The sequence below is a fragment of the Serratia nematodiphila DZ0503SBS1 genome (assembly GCF_000738675.1).
GTDB classification, from domain to species: domain Bacteria; phylum Pseudomonadota; class Gammaproteobacteria; order Enterobacterales; family Enterobacteriaceae; genus Serratia; species Serratia nematodiphila.
In genome coordinates this window covers 160,220-174,797 of sequence record NZ_JPUX01000002.1, presented here as the reverse complement: position 1 = coordinate 174,797, position 14,578 = coordinate 160,220, and the positions used below count along the sequence as shown (strand labels likewise).

19 protein-coding genes are annotated in these 14,578 nt (G+C 63.7%); 9 read left to right on the top strand and 10 right to left on the bottom strand.

The window, feature by feature from the left end:
• Window positions 1–10 precede the first annotated feature (10 nt).
• From JL05_RS21435 to urtE, 6 genes are read left to right on the top strand one after another with little or no spacing between them, the layout of a single operon-like run.
• Entirely contained in the window at window positions 11–721 is a 711-nt protein-coding gene (locus JL05_RS21435; RefSeq protein WP_033634128.1) for a GntR family transcriptional regulator, read from the top strand.
• A gap of 35 nt (window positions 722–756) precedes the next feature.
• Window positions 757–2,025 (top strand): urea ABC transporter substrate-binding protein, encoded by a 1,269-nt coding sequence (gene urtA / locus JL05_RS21430; RefSeq protein WP_033633796.1) that lies wholly within the window; start codon window positions 757–759, stop codon window positions 2,023–2,025.
• 56 nt (window positions 2,026–2,081) lie between these two features.
• Window positions 2,082–3,662, top strand: coding sequence for an urea ABC transporter permease subunit UrtB (gene urtB / locus JL05_RS21425; protein ID WP_033633794.1), 1,581 nt, complete (start codon window positions 2,082–2,084; stop codon window positions 3,660–3,662).
• Entirely contained in the window at window positions 3,662–4,738 is a 1,077-nt protein-coding gene (gene urtC, locus JL05_RS21420) for an urea ABC transporter permease subunit UrtC (protein ID WP_033633793.1), read from the top strand. The genes urtB and urtC overlap by 1 nt, the downstream gene beginning before the upstream one ends.
• The gene (gene urtD, locus JL05_RS21415; protein ID WP_015377102.1) at window positions 4,735–5,541 is read left to right on the top strand and encodes an urea ABC transporter ATP-binding protein UrtD; all 807 of its coding nucleotides are present in this window, start codon (window positions 4,735–4,737) and stop codon (window positions 5,539–5,541) included. The genes urtC and urtD overlap by 4 nt, the downstream gene beginning before the upstream one ends.
• A 12-nt stretch (window positions 5,542–5,553) precedes the next feature.
• Entirely contained in the window at window positions 5,554–6,252 is a 699-nt protein-coding gene (gene urtE / locus JL05_RS21410) for an urea ABC transporter ATP-binding subunit UrtE (protein ID WP_033633792.1), read from the top strand.
• Window positions 6,253–6,259: 7 nt separating this feature from the next.
• On the opposite strand, the gene JL05_RS25795 is transcribed toward urtE, so the two are convergent.
• Complete coding sequence (locus tag JL05_RS25795; RefSeq protein ID WP_238545871.1) at window positions 6,260–6,448, bottom strand: type II toxin-antitoxin system RelE/ParE family toxin; 189 nt, start codon at window positions 6,446–6,448, stop codon at window positions 6,260–6,262.
• A 94-nt stretch (window positions 6,449–6,542) separates the two neighbouring features.
• Complete coding sequence (locus JL05_RS21405) at window positions 6,543–6,806, bottom strand: type II toxin-antitoxin system ParD family antitoxin (protein ID WP_004939442.1); 264 nt, start codon at window positions 6,804–6,806, stop codon at window positions 6,543–6,545.
• 134 nt (window positions 6,807–6,940) lie between these two features.
• Between JL05_RS21405 and JL05_RS21400 the strand changes: the two genes are divergently transcribed.
• Complete coding sequence (locus tag JL05_RS21400) at window positions 6,941–7,453, top strand: DUF2165 family protein (protein WP_004939438.1); 513 nt, start codon at window positions 6,941–6,943, stop codon at window positions 7,451–7,453.
• Window positions 7,454–7,474: 21 nt separating this feature from the next.
• Here JL05_RS21400 and JL05_RS21395 read toward each other — a convergent pair whose 3' ends face one another.
• From JL05_RS21395 to JL05_RS21375, 5 genes are all read right to left on the bottom strand, one after another.
• Complete coding sequence (locus JL05_RS21395) at window positions 7,475–7,987, bottom strand: GNAT family N-acetyltransferase (protein WP_033633791.1); 513 nt, start codon at window positions 7,985–7,987, stop codon at window positions 7,475–7,477.
• 24 nt (window positions 7,988–8,011) lie between these two features.
• Complete coding sequence (locus JL05_RS21390; protein ID WP_015377105.1) at window positions 8,012–8,359, bottom strand: type II toxin-antitoxin system RelE/ParE family toxin; 348 nt, start codon at window positions 8,357–8,359, stop codon at window positions 8,012–8,014.
• The gene (locus tag JL05_RS21385) at window positions 8,319–8,579 is read right to left on the bottom strand and encodes a type II toxin-antitoxin system Phd/YefM family antitoxin (RefSeq protein ID WP_033633790.1); all 261 of its coding nucleotides are present in this window, start codon (window positions 8,577–8,579) and stop codon (window positions 8,319–8,321) included. The genes JL05_RS21390 and JL05_RS21385 overlap by 41 nt, the downstream gene beginning before the upstream one ends.
• Before the next feature lie 68 nt (window positions 8,580–8,647).
• The gene (locus JL05_RS21380; protein ID WP_015377107.1) at window positions 8,648–9,883 is read right to left on the bottom strand and encodes an FAD-dependent oxidoreductase; all 1,236 of its coding nucleotides are present in this window, start codon (window positions 9,881–9,883) and stop codon (window positions 8,648–8,650) included.
• A gap of 76 nt (window positions 9,884–9,959) precedes the next feature.
• Window positions 9,960–10,529 (bottom strand): DUF4865 family protein, encoded by a 570-nt coding sequence (locus JL05_RS21375; protein ID WP_015377108.1) that lies wholly within the window; start codon window positions 10,527–10,529, stop codon window positions 9,960–9,962.
• A 105-nt stretch (window positions 10,530–10,634) separates the two neighbouring features.
• Here JL05_RS21375 and JL05_RS21370 point away from each other — a divergent pair, with 105 nt between their 5' ends.
• Window positions 10,635–11,504, top strand: a complete 870-nt coding sequence (locus JL05_RS21370; protein WP_015377109.1) for a LysR substrate-binding domain-containing protein — start codon at window positions 10,635–10,637, stop codon at window positions 11,502–11,504.
• Here JL05_RS21370 and sseA read toward each other — a convergent pair.
• Window positions 11,501–12,346, bottom strand: a complete 846-nt coding sequence (gene sseA, locus JL05_RS21365; RefSeq protein ID WP_015377110.1) for a 3-mercaptopyruvate sulfurtransferase — start codon at window positions 12,344–12,346, stop codon at window positions 11,501–11,503. The genes JL05_RS21370 and sseA overlap by 4 nt on opposite strands.
• Before the next feature lie 106 nt (window positions 12,347–12,452).
• On the opposite strand from sseA, the gene JL05_RS21360 reads away from it, so the two are divergent.
• Window positions 12,453–12,875, top strand: a complete 423-nt coding sequence (locus JL05_RS21360; protein ID WP_004939419.1) for an NUDIX hydrolase — start codon at window positions 12,453–12,455, stop codon at window positions 12,873–12,875.
• Here JL05_RS21360 and JL05_RS21355 read toward each other — a convergent pair.
• Both JL05_RS21355 and JL05_RS21350 read right to left on the bottom strand, forming a co-directional pair.
• Window positions 12,872–13,552 (bottom strand): Rossmann-fold NAD(P)-binding domain-containing protein, encoded by a 681-nt coding sequence (locus JL05_RS21355; RefSeq protein ID WP_033633789.1) that lies wholly within the window; start codon window positions 13,550–13,552, stop codon window positions 12,872–12,874. The genes JL05_RS21360 and JL05_RS21355 overlap by 4 nt on opposite strands.
• Window positions 13,549–14,574, bottom strand: coding sequence for an AraC family transcriptional regulator (locus tag JL05_RS21350; protein ID WP_033633788.1), 1,026 nt, complete (start codon window positions 14,572–14,574; stop codon window positions 13,549–13,551). The genes JL05_RS21355 and JL05_RS21350 overlap by 4 nt, the downstream gene beginning before the upstream one ends.
• Window positions 14,575–14,578 lie beyond the last annotated feature (4 nt).

Here is a 14,578-nt window from a genome sequence, read left to right as displayed (position 1 = left end):
AGGAGCGATGATGCAAATCACCAACGGAGAGCACAAGGCGCGCCCGGAGGGGCTGGCGGAGCGCATTTATCTGCAGCTCAAGGCCGACATCTTCGAGTTTCGCCTGCTGCCGGGCGATCGCTTCAGCGAAAGCGAGGTGGCGCAGCGCATGGCGGCCAGCCGCACGCCGGTGCGCCAGGCGCTGTTCCGGCTGGAGCGCGAAGGCTATGTCGAGGTGTTGTTTCGCAGCGGCTGGCAGGTGCGGCCGTTCGATTTCGCCTACTTCGAAGAGCTGTACGACCTGCGCATCGTGCTGGAACAAGAGGCGGTGAAACGGCTGTGCGAACGCCCGGCCGGGGAAACGCCAGGCGCGCTGGCGGCGCTGAGCCGTTTTTGGGCCGAAGCGCCGCGACTGGCGGACGGCAAGGCGGTGTCGCAGCACGATGAGCAGTTTCATCAGGCGTTGGTGGCCGCGGCGGGCAACGGCGAAATGGCGCGCATTCACCGCGAACTGACCGAAAAGATCCGCATCATTCGCCGGCTGGATTTCACCCAGCAGGCGCGGGTGGACGCTACCTACCGCGAACACGCCGCCATTTTGCAGGCGATCCTGCAGCGGCAAAGCGGGGCGGCGCAAACGCTGCTCGGCGAGCACATCGCCGTCAGCAAGGCAGAGGTACGAAAAATAACGCTGCACATGTTGCACCAGGCGCGGGCTCAGCAGCCTGCGCGCTCGGCGTAACGATTTTGATTTCACACACATCAGGAGTTTGAACTATGCAACGTCGTCGTTTTATCAAAGCTTTTGCGCTGTCCGCCGCCGCGATCGGCCTGGGCCTGGCCTGGAGCGCGCAGGCCGCCGACACCATCAAGGTCGGCATTCTGAGTTCGCTCTCCGGCACCATGGCGATTTCCGAGACGCCGCTGAAGGATGTGGCGCTGATGACCATCGACGAGATCAACGCCAAAGGCGGGGTGCTCGGCAAAAAGCTGGAGCCGGTGGTGGTGGATCCGGCCTCCAACTGGCCGCTGTTCGCCGAAAAGGCGCGCCAGCTGCTGAGCCAGGACAAGGTGGCGGCGGTGTTCGGCTGCTGGACTTCAGTGTCGCGCAAGTCGGTGCTGCCGGTGTTTGAGGAGCTTAACGGACTGTTGTTCTATCCGGTGCAATACGAAGGCGAAGAGATGTCGCCGAACGTGTTCTACACCGGCGCGGCGCCGAACCAGCAGGCGATCCCGGCGGTGGAATACCTGCTGAGCGAGGACGGCGGCGGCGCCAAGCGCTTCTTCCTGTTGGGCACCGATTACGTCTATCCGCGCACCACCAACAAGATCCTGCGCGCTTTCCTGCACAGCAAAGGCGTGCAGGACAAGGATATCGAAGAGGTCTACACGCCGTTCGGCTACAGCGATTACCAGACCATCGTCGCCAACATCAAAAAATTCGCCGCCGGCGGCAACACCGCAGTGATCTCCACCATCAACGGCGATTCCAACGTGCCGTTCTACAAAGAACTCGCCAACCAGGGCGTCAAGGCCACCGACGTGCCGGTGATCGCCTTCTCGGTCGGCGAGGAAGAGCTGCGCGGCATCGACACCAAACCGCTGGTGGGCAACCTGGCGGCCTGGAACTACTTCGAATCGCTGGATAACCCGACCAACAAACAGTTTGTCAGCCAGTGGAAAGCCTACGCCAAGGCGCACAACCTGCCGAATTACGCCACTGCGGTGACCAACGACCCGATGGAGGCCACCTACGTCGGCCTCCACATGTGGGCGCAGGCGGTAGAAAAGGCCGGCACCACCGACGTCGATAAGGTGCGCGCGGCGATGGCCGGGCAAACCTTCGCCGCGCCGTCGGGCTTCACGCTGACCATGGACAAAACCAACCACCACCTGCACAAACCGGTGATGATTGGCGAAATCGAGAGCAACGGCCAGTTCAACGTGGTGTGGCAGACCGAAGCGCCGGTGCGCGCGCAGCCGTGGAGCCCCTATATCGCCGGCAACGACAAAAAACCGGATTACCCGGTGAAAGGCGGCAAGTAACGTCACTCAGCGCCGGCGCGGCCCAACGCCCGCCGGCCCAACAGAAGAGGCAGCTGATGCAATCTCCGTTTTTATCCTTTTTGCGCGTCGGGCTGTGGCTGCTGTGCGCCTGGCCCCTGCTGGCGCAGGCCGGGCCGGCCGATGAGTTCGCGGCGGCCACTCGCGCGCAGCAGGCCAAACTGCTGCAGGCGTGGGCGGCCGAGCCGGATCCCGCGCGCCTGCCGTTGCTGCAGGGGCTGCAGCAGGAAACCGTGGCGATCGACGAAGCGAAGCGCGCCTTTATCCGCCAGGGCGATCGCTATCTGCCGCTTGAAGGTGAGGCGGCCCCGGTTGGCGAACCGAAGAAGGTGTGGCTGAACAACCGGCTGCGCATTCTGATCGCCAACGCGTTGTCGGCGCAGCGGTTGGTCAGCGCGGACGCGGCGGTGCGGCTGCAGGCGGCGACCGCGCTGCAGCGCGAGGCGCAGGGCGAGCAGTTGCCGCTGTTGACCCGGCGGCTGGCGCAGGAGAAAGACCCGCAGGTACGCGATGCGCTGAGCATTGCGCTGGCCAACCTGCAATTGACTGACGCCAGCCCGCAGGTGCGCTTCAATGCGGTGCGGCTGCTGGGGGAATCGGGCGAGCCGGAAACCCGCGCGCGGCTGCAGGCGTTGACCGACGCGGCCAATGAGCCGGACGCCGCGGTGCGCGCCGAGGCGCAACGCAGCCTGCAGCGCGTGCAGCATCGCCTGATGATCGGCGATCTGCTCGGCCAGGCGTTCAGCGGCCTGTCGCTCGGTTCGATCCTGCTGTTGGCGGCGCTTGGTCTGGCGATCACCTACGGCCTGCTCGGCGTCATCAATATGGCGCACGGCGAAATGCTGATGCTCGGCGCCTATTCGGCCTATCTGGTGCAGGGGCTGTTTCAACAGTTTGCGCCGCAGTGGCTGGCGCTCTATCCGTTGGCGGCGCTGCCGGTGGCGTTCGCCATCACCGCCGGGATCGGCATGGCGCTGGAGCGCACGGTGATCCGCCACCTGTACGGCCGGCCGCTGGAAACCCTGCTGGCTACCTGGGGCATCAGCCTGGTACTGATCCAGCTGGTGCGGGTGCTGTTCGGCGCGCAGAACGTCGAGGTCGCCAACCCGGCGTGGCTGTCGGGCGGCGTGCAGCTGTTGCCGAACCTGGTGTTGCCGTGGAACCGCATCGCGGTGATCGCGTTCGTGCTGCTGGTGCTGGCGTTGACCTGGCTGCTGCTGAACAAGACCCGGCTCGGCATGAACGTGCGCGCGGTGACGCAAAACCGCGCGATGGCGGCCTGCTGCGGCGTGCCTACCGGCCGGGTGGACATGCTGGCCTTCGGGCTGGGATCCGGCATCGCCGGGCTCGGCGGGGTGGCGCTGTCGCAGCTGGGCAACGTCGGGCCGGAGCTGGGGCAAGGTTACATCATCGATTCGTTCCTGGTGGTGGTGCTCGGTGGCGTCGGCCAGCTGGCGGGGACGGTGGCGGCGGCCTTTGGCCTCGGCATCGTCAATAAGATCCTCGAACCGCAGATCGGCGCCGTGCTGGGCAAGATCCTGATCCTGGTGCTGATCGTTCTGTTTATTCAAAAGCGTCCGCAGGGGCTGTTCGCCCTTAAGGGCAGGGTGATTGACTGATGAGCCAACCATTGACCGTAACCGGCGTGCAGAAAGCGCCCCGGCTGGCGTTGAGCATCGGCGGGTTGGCGTTGCTGGCGCTGCTGGTGATGCCGTTCATGACGCTGTTGCCGGCGGATCATCCGCTGGCGGTGTCCACCTATACCCTGACGCTGGCGGGCAAGATCCTGTGCTACGCGGTGGTGGCGGTGGCGCTCGATCTGGTGTGGGGCTATGCTGGGCTGCTGTCGCTCGGCCACGGGCTGTTCTTCGCGCTCGGCGGCTACGCCATGGGCATGTACCTGATGCGGCAGGCGGCGGGCGACGGGCTGCCGGCGTTTATGGCATTCCTCTCCTGGAATGAGCTGCCGTGGTTCTGGAGCGGCACCCAGCATTTCGCCTGGGCGCTGTGCCTGATCGTGCTGGTGCCGGGCCTGCTGGCCTTTCTGTTCGGCTATTTCGCCTTTCGCTCGAAAATCAAAGGGGTGTATTTCTCGATCATGACCCAGGCGCTGACCTATGCCGGCATGCTGCTGTTCTTTCGCAACGAGACCGGCTTCGGCGGCAATAACGGCTTTACCGGTTTCACCACGCTGCTCGGCTTTCCCATCACCGCCGCCGGCACGCGGGTGGCGCTGTTCCTGGCGACGGTGCTGCTGCTGGCCGCCAGCCTGGCCATCGGCTTTGCCCTGGCGCGCAGCAAGTTCGGCCGGGTGCTGACTGCAGTGCGCGATGCGGAAAACCGCCTGACCTTCTGCGGCTACGATCCGAAGGGCTTCAAGCTGTTCGTCTGGACGCTGTCGGCGGTGCTGTGCGGGCTGGCCGGCGCGCTCTATGTGCCGCAGGTCGGCATCATCAACCCCGGCGAAATGTCGCCGACCAACTCGATCGAGGCCGCCATCTGGGTGGCGCTCGGCGGGCGCGGCACGCTGGTGGGGCCGCTGCTCGGCGCCGGCATCGTCAACGGCGCCAAGAGCTGGTTCACCATGGCCATTCCCGAATACTGGCAGTTCTTCCTCGGCCTGATGTTTATCGTCGTCACGCTGTTTCTCCCGAAAGGGGTGATCGGCCTGCTGCGGCGGAGGAAAAGCTTATGAAGGCGATGCAAGTGACCGACGAACTGTTTACCCATCCGCTGCCGGCGGACAAATACCGGCAGCAAACCGATCCGGTGTTGCAGCTCGACAACGTCAACGTCAGCTTCGACGGTTTTCGCGCGCTGACCGATCTGTCGCTGCGCATTGGCGTCGGCGAACTGCGCTGCGTGATCGGCCCCAACGGCGCCGGCAAGACCACGCTGATGGATGTGATCACCGGCAAAACCCGGCCGGACAGCGGCAGGGTGTTTTACGATCAGACCGTCGATCTGACCCGGCTGGCGCCGATGCAGATCGCCCACGCCGGCATTGGCCGCAAGTTTCAAAAACCGACGGTGTTCGAGGCGCTGACGGTGTTCGAAAATCTGGAGATCGCCCAGAAAACCCGCAAGTCGGTGTGGGCCTGCCTGCGCGCCCGTTTAAGCAGTGAGCAGCGCGACCGCATCGACGAGATGCTGAAGACCCTGCGGCTGGGGCATGAACGCCACCGGCCCGCCGGGCTGCTGTCCCACGGGCAGAAACAGTTTCTCGAGATCGGCATGCTGCTGGTGCAGGAGCCGCACCTGCTGCTGCTCGACGAGCCGGCGGCCGGCATGACCGACGCCGAAACCGACTACACCGCCGAACTGTTCCGCGAGCTGGCGGGCAAGCATTCGCTGATGGTGGTGGAGCACGATATGGGGTTTGTGGAGACCATCGCCGATCGCGTGACGGTGCTGCATCAGGGGCAGGTGCTGGCGGAAGGATCGCTGGCGCAGGTGCAGGCCGATGAACGGGTGATTGAGGTATATCTGGGGCGCTGAGGAGGCGTAATCATGCTGCAGGTAGAAGAATTGAATCAATATTACGGCGGCAGCCACATTCTGCGCGGCTTGTCGTTCGAGGCGCGCATCGGCGAGGTGACCTGCCTGCTGGGGCGCAACGGCGTGGGCAAGACCACGCTGCTGAAATGCCTGATGGGGCTGATCCCGGCGCGCAGCGGCAGCGTCCGTTGGCAGGGCGAAACCATCACCGCTAAAAAGCCGCACCAGCGGGTGCAGGCGGGCATCGCCTATGTGCCGCAGGGGCGGGAAATCTTCCCGCGCCTGACGGTGGAGGAAAATCTGCTGATGGGGCTGGCGCGCTTTTCCGGCGCCGACGCGCGCGCGGTGCCGGATCCGATCTATGATTTGTTTCCGGTGCTGCGGCAGATGAAGGATCGGCGCGGCGGCGATCTCTCCGGCGGGCAGCAACAGCAGCTGGCGATCGGCCGGGCGCTGGCCTGCCGGCCGCAGCTGTTGATCCTCGACGAACCGACGGAAGGGATCCAACCTTCGGTGATCAAGGAGATCGGCGCAGTGGTCAAACAGCTGGCGGCGCGCGGCGATATGGCGATCCTGCTGGTGGAGCAGTTCTATGACTTCGCCGCCGATCTGGCGGACAGCTATCTGGTGATGTCGCGCGGCAGCATCGTGCAGCGTGGCGCCGGCAGCAATATGGAACAGGACGGCGTACGCGGGCTGGTGGCGATTTGACGTTGGGTCAGCTGAAAAAGGATTGGCTGAGCGGATCGCGGGAATGATGCAGCACTCTGATGATATTCACCTCCCGCCTGTGCTGTCGAAAATAAATCAGGTGGTTGGCGACGGGCAATACCCCTAGGCCGGGGCCGATTGCATCGAGGTTTCTGCCGAGTTGGTGGTGGCCAAGGTTATCGAAAGCCTGATGCAGGCGGCGCAGATAATCTTAGCCACCTGTAAGCCAAAGTGCGCCAACCCGTAAAAATAGATCTCTTCCATATCGTCCAAGGCTTTTGGACGAACGGTTACTCTCCTGCGCATCCTTTTGCTTTGCTGCGTATTCTTTCCATGAACACATCACGATCCCATTCGACGGCTTCGCCGCTGTTCTCTCCTTCAGCGATCAAGCGCCTAAGCTCTTCCAGCTTTGAGGCGGCGGTACGTTCGCGCAAAGTGCGCACGGATTCGCGGATGACTTCGCTGGGCGTGCGGTAATCGCCGCTGGCCACCAGGTCTTCGACGAAGCTACGCAGTTCGTCACCCAGATCTACCGTTAGTGTTCTGCCCATTGTTCCTCCTCACTTTCGGCTATGCTGCGTCATTGTAAGATTAGTTCTTACATTGTGCACGTCAAACTATCAGGATCTCAATAGCGGTCCCGTCATGAGGACGGGAGCCACTCGTTTATTCATTAAGGATAACCATGAACGAAATCACTGTGTCACGCCTCGGTTGCATCGTCCTGTCTCTGTTTCCGGCCCTGTGGGGGCTGTTCAGCCTGTTGAACAATACGGCGGATTTCGCTGGCACCGCGCGCAATGCGGTCGGGCCGCTGCTTGCCATGCAGGATACTTATCAAACGCCGGGGCTAATGTGGCGCGCGATCCGCGCCGACTGGGCCTGCATGTTGGGGTTGGCGGTCATCACCACGCTGGAAACGCTGGCCGGCCTATTCGCGGCCGCGGGCGTGGTGCTGATGATCGGGCGATTGAAAGGCCCTTACGCCGCCTTCGCCAAGGGCAAAGCCTGGGCGATGCTGGGAGCGCTTTGCGCGATCGCGGTGTGGGGCGTCGGCTTTATGGTGGTCGCCGGCGACTGGTTCATGGCCTGGCAGGCCAAGAAGGATCCGTTGGCGGTGCAGCTGGGGGCGCTGATCTACCTGGCGCCCAATGCGTTTGCCTTGCTGTTCCTGATGTTGCAGCGGGAGCCGCGCTAACGCAGGCGGAGCGAGGCTCGGTTACAGCGCCTTGCTCATATACCAGATGCCTATCGAGCCCTGGGCGCTGGTGTAGCAGGTCTCGCCACACATGCTCAATCCCTGGCGCTGATAAAAACGTTGGGCGCGGGTGTTGCGTTGCAGCACCTCCAGCCACAGCGTTTTTTGCCGGCGCTCGATAGCCCGCTGCTGCACCTGTTCGTACAGGCGCTGGCCATAGCCGTTGCCGGCATGGCCCGGCAGGAAATAGATTTTCTGCAGCTCTGCGCCGATTTGTTCGGTTGGTGCCAGCAGGCTGTCGAAGTTCACCCGCGCATAGCCGACCAGGGCGTCATTCTCATAGGCCAACAGCCAGCACACGTCGGGCTGGCGCAGCGTCTGTTCCAGCGCGGAGACGGAAAAATCCTCCGCCAGAAAGGCCTCCAGCTCGTGCGGGTAGCGCCACAGCTCACCAAAGTGGGCGCGATAGGTGCGGATGCCGATATCGCGCACCAGGGTTAAATCTTCCAGCAATGCCTGACGGACGGTGAACATGAGTGCCCCTTTGAGTAAGAAAAATTACAGCCGTTGTTCCAGATGCCGGTGGGGCACCATCGCCTGATGCAGAATGGCGAGAACGGTGATGCCGGCAGGGCGGCTGCGGTAATAGATCCTATGGCTGGCGTAAGGAAAACTGCGTATCTCTTCGCCCAGATCGTGAAAGTGGGCCTTACCCGCTTCCGGCATATCCGCCAGATGATGCATGACCTCTCTCAACTGCTCAAGATAGCGGCGAGATTGCGCTTGGCCCCAGTGCTCGACGGTGAAATGGCGAATAGCCAGCAGATCTTGTTGCGCCTGCGGGGTGAGGCGAAACGCGGGCATCTCAGTCGGTTTCATCGGTGAGCAGACGGTTGAAGAAGGCATCGCCGTCTACCGCCTTACCGGCGTCTTCCTCGGCGGTAGCCTGCGCGATTTTTTGCTGCAGCGTGCGTAATTTGAGATCTTCCAGCGCCTGGTAATCTTCTACTGACATGACGACGGCGACCGGTTTGCCGTTGCGATTGATTTGCACCGGTTCACGCTGCGCCTTGAGCAGCAAATCGCCGAATTGGGTTTTGGCCTCGTTCGCGGTGAGTGCGTACATTTAATCGCTCCAGTTAATTAAATCGTTCGATTCAATCATTATACGGCGCGATGAAAAAATCACCAATGTTATTCCGGCGGGCAGGTTTCGTTGGACAGATGCCGCGGCGTTTCGCGGCGAAAGCCCAGGCCGATGATGCGGCCGAACAGGCGAGGCAGCCAGCGGCTGTTGCCGACGCGGGCGATCAGGCGTGAGCCGCCCGCCGCGCGGCGCTGGCCCGGCTTACGCTGACTCATTTTGATCTGCAAAAACTGGATGGCCCGGGTGGGAAATTCGCGCCGGCGCTGCACGCTCAGCAGATGCTTCAGCTGCAGCCGATGCTGGCGCAGCGGCGGGATCAGGGCGTTGGCGGCGGCCACCGCGTCCTGAATCGCCAGGTTGACGCCCACGCCGCCGATCGGCGACATGGCGTGCGCGGCGTCGCCGATGCACAGCACGCCCGGTTTGGCCCAGCGATCCAGACGATCGATGCGAATGCTCAGCAGTTTTACCTGATCCCACTCGAGGATCTCCTGCAGGCGATCGTCCTGGAATGGCGCCACCTCGGCGAGGTGCAGCAAAAATTTCTCCAGCCCGCTGCGGCGGATCGCGTCGAAGCTGCCTTTGTCGATCGAATAGCCGCACTGCCAGTAGTCGCCGCGATCGATCATGATGAAGTTTTGCTTCGGCCCGGTGTGGCCCATCGACCAGGCCGGATCGCCCGGCTGCTTGCTGAGTTTCATCCACAAGACGTCGCGCGGGGCGCCGAAGGAGCGGCTGCTGAGCGCCGCCTGCTCGCGCACCACCGAGTTGCGGCCGTCGGTGCCGATCACCAGCCGGCTGCGCACGCGGATCGGGCCCTCCGGCGCGTCGGCCAGCACGCCGCATACCTGGCCGCGGTCATACAGCAGCTTATGAACCTGCGTCGAGGTGAGCAGCCTGAAATGGGGGAAGGCGGCGGCCTGCTGCGCCAAAAAGTTGAGAAACTCCCACTGCGGCATAAAGGCGATAAATTTGCAGCGCGTCGGCAGGCGGCTGAAATCCGCCAGTTTGATGTCGCGGCCGGCGACTTCGGCATGCAGGGATTCCGCGCGTTGGTGCGGCAACGTCAGCAGTTCGTCGAGCAGGCCCAGCTGATGCATGACTTCCAGCGTCGACGGGTGAATGGTGTCACCGCGAAAATCACGCAGAAAGTCGGCGTGCTTCTCCAGCACCGTCACGTCGATCCCCGCCCGCGCCAGCAGATAGCCGAGCATCAGCCCGGCGGGGCCACCCCCCACGATGCAGCAGGTGGTGGCGTAAGGTGTGATCGGTGATGACGGCATGGTGGTTGACCCCGGAGAGCGGCCCGCATCCCGTGAGCCGCAAGTGAACGTTTAGTGTTGATAATGATTATCAATATCAAGTTTGGCTGTCAACCCGCGGCGCAGTGTGGTCAAAGGGGGCGGACAGATGGCCGACGCGGAACAGCTGGCCGTTTTGCGGCCCTACCTGCGGCGGTTCACGCCATAAATCCAGCCGCACTAACCGCCACTCGGCGGGGTCGAACGCCACGATGGAGGCCAGCGCGCCGGGCGCCGCCTGCTGTTGCCGACGCAATGCAGGCAGATCGCTGTAGGGGATGATGGCCTGTTCCTGGCAGGTTGCCCAGGCGGCCTCGGCCAGATGAGGGCGATCGAAATGCGTCAGCCACGGCAGCCAATGATTGACGCGCGGCCAGCCGAACGCCTGGCTGAGGCCTCTGAAACCTTCGCCGGCCAGGAAATCGTTCATGCCGGCGCTGCTGTTCCACAGGTAGAAGGGAGCGTAGAGATTTTCGGCGCTGCCTTCGCTGCGCTGCGCGTACAGATAGGCTTTGACGATCAGCTGCGGGCAGGCGTCGAGCCGATGGCCGAAATCGGCGATGCGGCGGCGGACGATCGCCATGTCGTAATCGGCGGGCAGGGTGAAACGGTATTGCATCGCGAGCATAAGGATTCTCCGCAAAGACATTGACCGGGAGAGCGTGACACGCCATCTTTATCAGTAAAATCGGTATTATTTTGATTGATGGTTCAGAAAATCAGGATGGTCAGCATGGGGCGAATCACGTTCGATCTCGAGGATTTGCGCAGCTTCGTCACCGGCGTCGAGCTGGGCAGCTTCGCCAAGGCGGCGGAAAGGCTGGGGCGTTCGACGTCGGCGGTCAGCGCTCACCTGAAAAAGCTGGAGCAGCAGGTCGGCGCGCCGATCCTGCGCAAGGCCGGACGCGGCATGGTGATGACCGAGGCGGGGGAAACCCTGCTCGGTTACGCGCGCCGCCTGCTGGAGCTTAATGACGAAGCCGCCGCCGCGGTGCGCGGGTTGGATCTGCAGGGCACGGTGCGGCTGGGGCTGCAGGAGGATTTCGGCGAGACGTTTCTGCCGCAGGTGTTGGGCAGCTTTGCGCGCGCCAATCCGAAGGTGCGCATCGAGGCGCGCATCGCCCGCAATGCCGAGCTGATCGACTGGGTGCTGAAAGGCCAGCTGGATCTGTCGCTGGCGTGGGACGGCGGTCTGAGCACGCCGTTTCATCAGGCGCTGGGGCAGCGGCAGTTGCACTGGATCGCCTCGCCCGGCTTCGCGCTGGCGCCGTGGCGAGAAGGGGATGAGCCGTTGCCGTTGGTGATGTTCGACGCACCCTGTCTGATGCGCAGCGCGGCGACGCAGGCGCTGGATCGCGCCGGCATTCCCTGGCGCATCGCCTTTACCAGCCGCAGCCTGAACGGCGTTTGGGCGGCGGTGAGCGCCGGGTTGGGCGTCACGGTGCGCACGGCGGCGGGTTTGCCGCCCGGCCTGTCACCGTTGGCGCCCGAACTGCTGCCCGTTCTCGGCCAGCTCGGCGTGGTGCTGCACCGCGCCGAGGATCAGCCTTCAGCCGCCGTGCAGCGGCTGGCGCAGATCGTGGTCGAGCGGATCGAAACCTAATCTTTGGCGATGGGCTGTTTGCCGCTCAGCTGGCCCCATTCGCTCCAGGCGCCGTCATACAGCTTGACCTGCGGGGCGCCGAGCGACAGCAGGCCGAACGCCAGCACCGCCGCCGTCACGCCGGAGCCGCAGCTGGTGATGATCGGGCCGTTGATATCCACGCCCTTGTCGCTGAAGGTTTGGCGCAGCGCCTCCAGCGATTTGAAGCGGCCGTTTTCCAGCAGCTCGCCGTACGGAATGTTGATGCTGCCGGGAATGTGGCCGCGGTGCAGGCCGGGGCGCGGCTCCGGCGCTTCGGCATAAAAGCGCGGCGCGGCGCGCGCGTCGAGAATTTGCACCGGCGTGCCTAACGCCTGTTCCACTTGCCGCATATCCACCACCGCGTCGGCGTTGAACCGGGCGTTGAACGCCTGCGGTTCAGGCTGCGCCGGGCCGGTTGCCAGCGCCTGGCCCTGCGCCGTCCAGCCGTTCAGCCCTTCGTCCAGTACGTAAACATGCTGGGCGCCGAAATTGCGGAAGGTCCACCAGCCGCGCGGCGCGGAGAACTGGTTACCCTCATCGTAAATCACCAGGGTATCGCGCTCGCTGATGCCCAGCTTGCCCACCGCCGCGCCAAACTCCGCCGCCGTCGGCAACATGTGCGGCAGCGCGGTATTTTTGTCCGCCACTTCGTCGATGTCGAAATAGACCGCGCCGGGGATATGGCCGCGTTCGAACTCGGCAAGCATGTCCTTTTTCGGCGTTAGCCCCACCGGCGACATCCGGACGTCGATCACCACCAGATTTTCATCGTTGATATGTTGCGCAAGCCATTGAGGGGTCACCAGAAACGGAGAGTTCATCGTTATTGTTCGCCTGTTGTGAAAACGGATTTTCACTATACACCAGGCCGCGCGGGGATGAAGTATGATGTTCAGTCAAAGGCAATGGGCAGGGAGCGGAAAAATCATGACGGACGAGGCGTTTGGCGGGGCCAAGATCGCGCTGCTGTGCGATGGTTTCCTGCTGGTTTACCAACGGGACGATAAACCGGGCATTCCGTGGCCCGGCCTGTGGGATCTGCCCGGCGGCGGGCGGGAAAACGGCGAAACGCCGCTGCAGTGCGTGCAGCGGGAGACGCAGGAAGAGTTCGGCGTGGCGATCGCCGAACGTCAGGTTGTCTGGCGGCGGCGCTACGACGGCATTTTGCCCGGCTATCCGCCGACCTGGTTCATGGCCGGGATGATCACTCCGGTGCAGATCGCCGCCATACGTTTCGGCGACGAGGGGCAGCGTTGGCGGATGATGCCGGTGGAGCAGTTTATTCACCATCCGCAGGGTATCGAACACCTGCGCCGCCGGGTGGCGGAGTATTGGCGGCAGGGTGGTTAACCCCCGTTGTTGCAGGATGCCGCCAGCCGGTTGATCTGCGCCGGTTCGATGATGCGCAGCGCGCTTTCCCGTCGCGCCACCGCCAGCATCGCCCGCCCTATTCGTTCGGTGCTGCTTACCCGGGCGGGAAACAGCCGCAATGCGCCGAGCCACAGCGGCTTGAATAGCCGATAGGCCAGATCGTAGAGGCGGGTTTTGGAGCGAATGCCGTGCAGCGGCACAATGGCGCCAGGGCGGAACATCACCGCGTGGAACGGCAGCGCCAGCAGCGCGTTTTCGGTGGCACCCTTGACCCTGGCCCACATGCTGCGGCCGCGTTCGCTGCTGTCGGTGCCGAGGCCGGAGACGTAGACGAAGACCATCGACGGATTCAGCGTCGCCAACGGGCGGGCGGCGGCCAGCGTCAGATCGTAAGTCACCGCGCGATATTCAGCTTCACTCAGGCCGGAGGACGAAATCCCCAGGCAGAAGAAGCAGGCGTCGTAGCCGGCGAGCTGCGGCTCCAGCGCCGACAGATCACGCAGATCGGGCACAGAAAGCTGGCGCAGTTTGGCGTGGCTCTGGGCCAACGGGCTTCGGCCGATGCTGAGCACTTCGCTGACGCGCGGATCGCGCAGGCATTCCCGCAGTGCGCCCTGGCCCACCATGCCGCTGGCGCCGAAAATCATCACTTTCATGCTCTGTTCTCCCACTGGCCGGCGGCGCGCTGCGTGCGCCAGCGGCTGGGCGTCAGCGTTTCCCACTGAATAAAGGCGCGGCTGAACGAATTCAGCTCTTCGAATCCCAGCACAAAGGCGATTTCGCCCGGTTCAAGGTCGGTTTCCGCCAACAGCCGGCAGGCGGTGCGGTGGCGGGTTTTGTCCAACAATTGCTGGTAGCTGTAGCCGTGCTGTTGCAAGCGGCGCTGCAGCGTGCGCGGGCTGAGATAGAGTTCAGCGGCCACGCTGTTGACGCTGGGGCGCTGGCCGCGCATGCTGCGGCTGAGGATCGCCATCACCTGCGTGGGCAGATCGTGCGCCGACTGAGATTTGGCCAGCTCCGCCTCCAGCCCAGGCAGCAGCACCGCCAGCATGGCCTGGTTGTAGGTGACGAAGGGTTGACGCATCAACGCGCGATCGAACACCAGCACGTCCAGCGGGGCGTTGAATGTCACCGGGCAGCCGAAATAGCGCGCCAGCGGTGAGGCGGCGTCCGCTCGCCGGGTCAATTCGATCGCCTGCGGCTGCAGGGGCAAGCCGGTGCCGCGCCGACACAGGGCCGTGATGGCGGCGAACATGGCGTCGATCAGCAGCGCCGGCGCGTGGCCCTCGCTCATGGTCCAGCGGGTGTGCAGGCGCATGCTGTCGCCGTCTTCCACCAGCATCAGCTCTTCCGGGCAAACCAGCCGTTTATAGCGCGCCACCTTTTGCAATGCTTCGCCCAGCGTGGCGGAATGCAACGCGGCGACCAAGGCAATGTCATAGTGTTCCGGCGCCGCCTCGCCGCCCAGACGCAGACCGAAGGCGGGATCGTCGTTCAACTGCGGCAGACTGCGCCAAAGAGAGAAGAATTGTTGCGTAGTGAGTTTAATCTTGTCGCGCCGTTCGCCGAACAGCCCGGCGGGCAACCCGGCCAATCGGCCGAGCTGCTCAATATCGACGCCCTGCGCCGCCAGGTGTACCGCCAGCGCGCCGGAAACCGGAATTTGATCGCTGCTCAATGCG

Excerpts from the sequence above, each read along its gene's own strand:
- JL05_RS21435 (WP_033634128.1), top strand. The coding sequence starts at position 11 with ATGCAAATCACCAACGGAGAGCACAAGGCGCGCCCGGAGGGGCTGGCG.
- urtA (WP_033633796.1), top strand. The coding sequence starts at position 757 with ATGCAACGTCGTCGTTTTATCAAAGCTTTTGCGCTGTCCGCCGCCGCG.
- urtB (WP_033633794.1), top strand. The coding sequence starts at position 2,082 with ATGCAATCTCCGTTTTTATCCTTTTTGCGCGTCGGGCTGTGGCTGCTG.
- urtC (WP_033633793.1), top strand. The coding sequence starts at position 3,662 with ATGAGCCAACCATTGACCGTAACCGGCGTGCAGAAAGCGCCCCGGCTG.
- urtD (WP_015377102.1), top strand. The coding sequence starts at position 4,735 with ATGAAGGCGATGCAAGTGACCGACGAACTGTTTACCCATCCGCTGCCG.
- urtE (WP_033633792.1), top strand. The coding sequence starts at position 5,554 with ATGCTGCAGGTAGAAGAATTGAATCAATATTACGGCGGCAGCCACATT.
- JL05_RS21405 (WP_004939442.1), bottom strand. The coding sequence starts at position 6,806 with ATGGGCAGAACACTAACGGTAGATCTGGGTGACGAACTGCGTAGCTTC.
- JL05_RS21400 (WP_004939438.1), top strand. The coding sequence starts at position 6,941 with ATGAACGAAATCACTGTGTCACGCCTCGGTTGCATCGTCCTGTCTCTG.
- JL05_RS21395 (WP_033633791.1), bottom strand. The coding sequence starts at position 7,987 with ATGTTCACCGTCCGTCAGGCATTGCTGGAAGATTTAACCCTGGTGCGC.
- JL05_RS21390 (WP_015377105.1), bottom strand. The coding sequence starts at position 8,359 with ATGCCTTCTTCAACCGTCTGCTCACCGATGAAACCGACTGAGATGCCC.
- JL05_RS21385 (WP_033633790.1), bottom strand. The coding sequence starts at position 8,579 with ATGTACGCACTCACCGCGAACGAGGCCAAAACCCAATTCGGCGATTTG.
- JL05_RS21380 (WP_015377107.1), bottom strand. The coding sequence starts at position 9,883 with ATGCCGTCATCACCGATCACACCTTACGCCACCACCTGCTGCATCGTG.
- JL05_RS21375 (WP_015377108.1), bottom strand. The coding sequence starts at position 10,529 with ATGCTCGCGATGCAATACCGTTTCACCCTGCCCGCCGATTACGACATG.
- JL05_RS21370 (WP_015377109.1), top strand. The coding sequence starts at position 10,635 with ATGGGGCGAATCACGTTCGATCTCGAGGATTTGCGCAGCTTCGTCACC.
- sseA (WP_015377110.1), bottom strand. The coding sequence starts at position 12,346 with ATGAACTCTCCGTTTCTGGTGACCCCTCAATGGCTTGCGCAACATATC.
- JL05_RS21360 (WP_004939419.1), top strand. The coding sequence starts at position 12,453 with ATGACGGACGAGGCGTTTGGCGGGGCCAAGATCGCGCTGCTGTGCGAT.
- JL05_RS21355 (WP_033633789.1), bottom strand. The coding sequence starts at position 13,552 with ATGAAAGTGATGATTTTCGGCGCCAGCGGCATGGTGGGCCAGGGCGCA.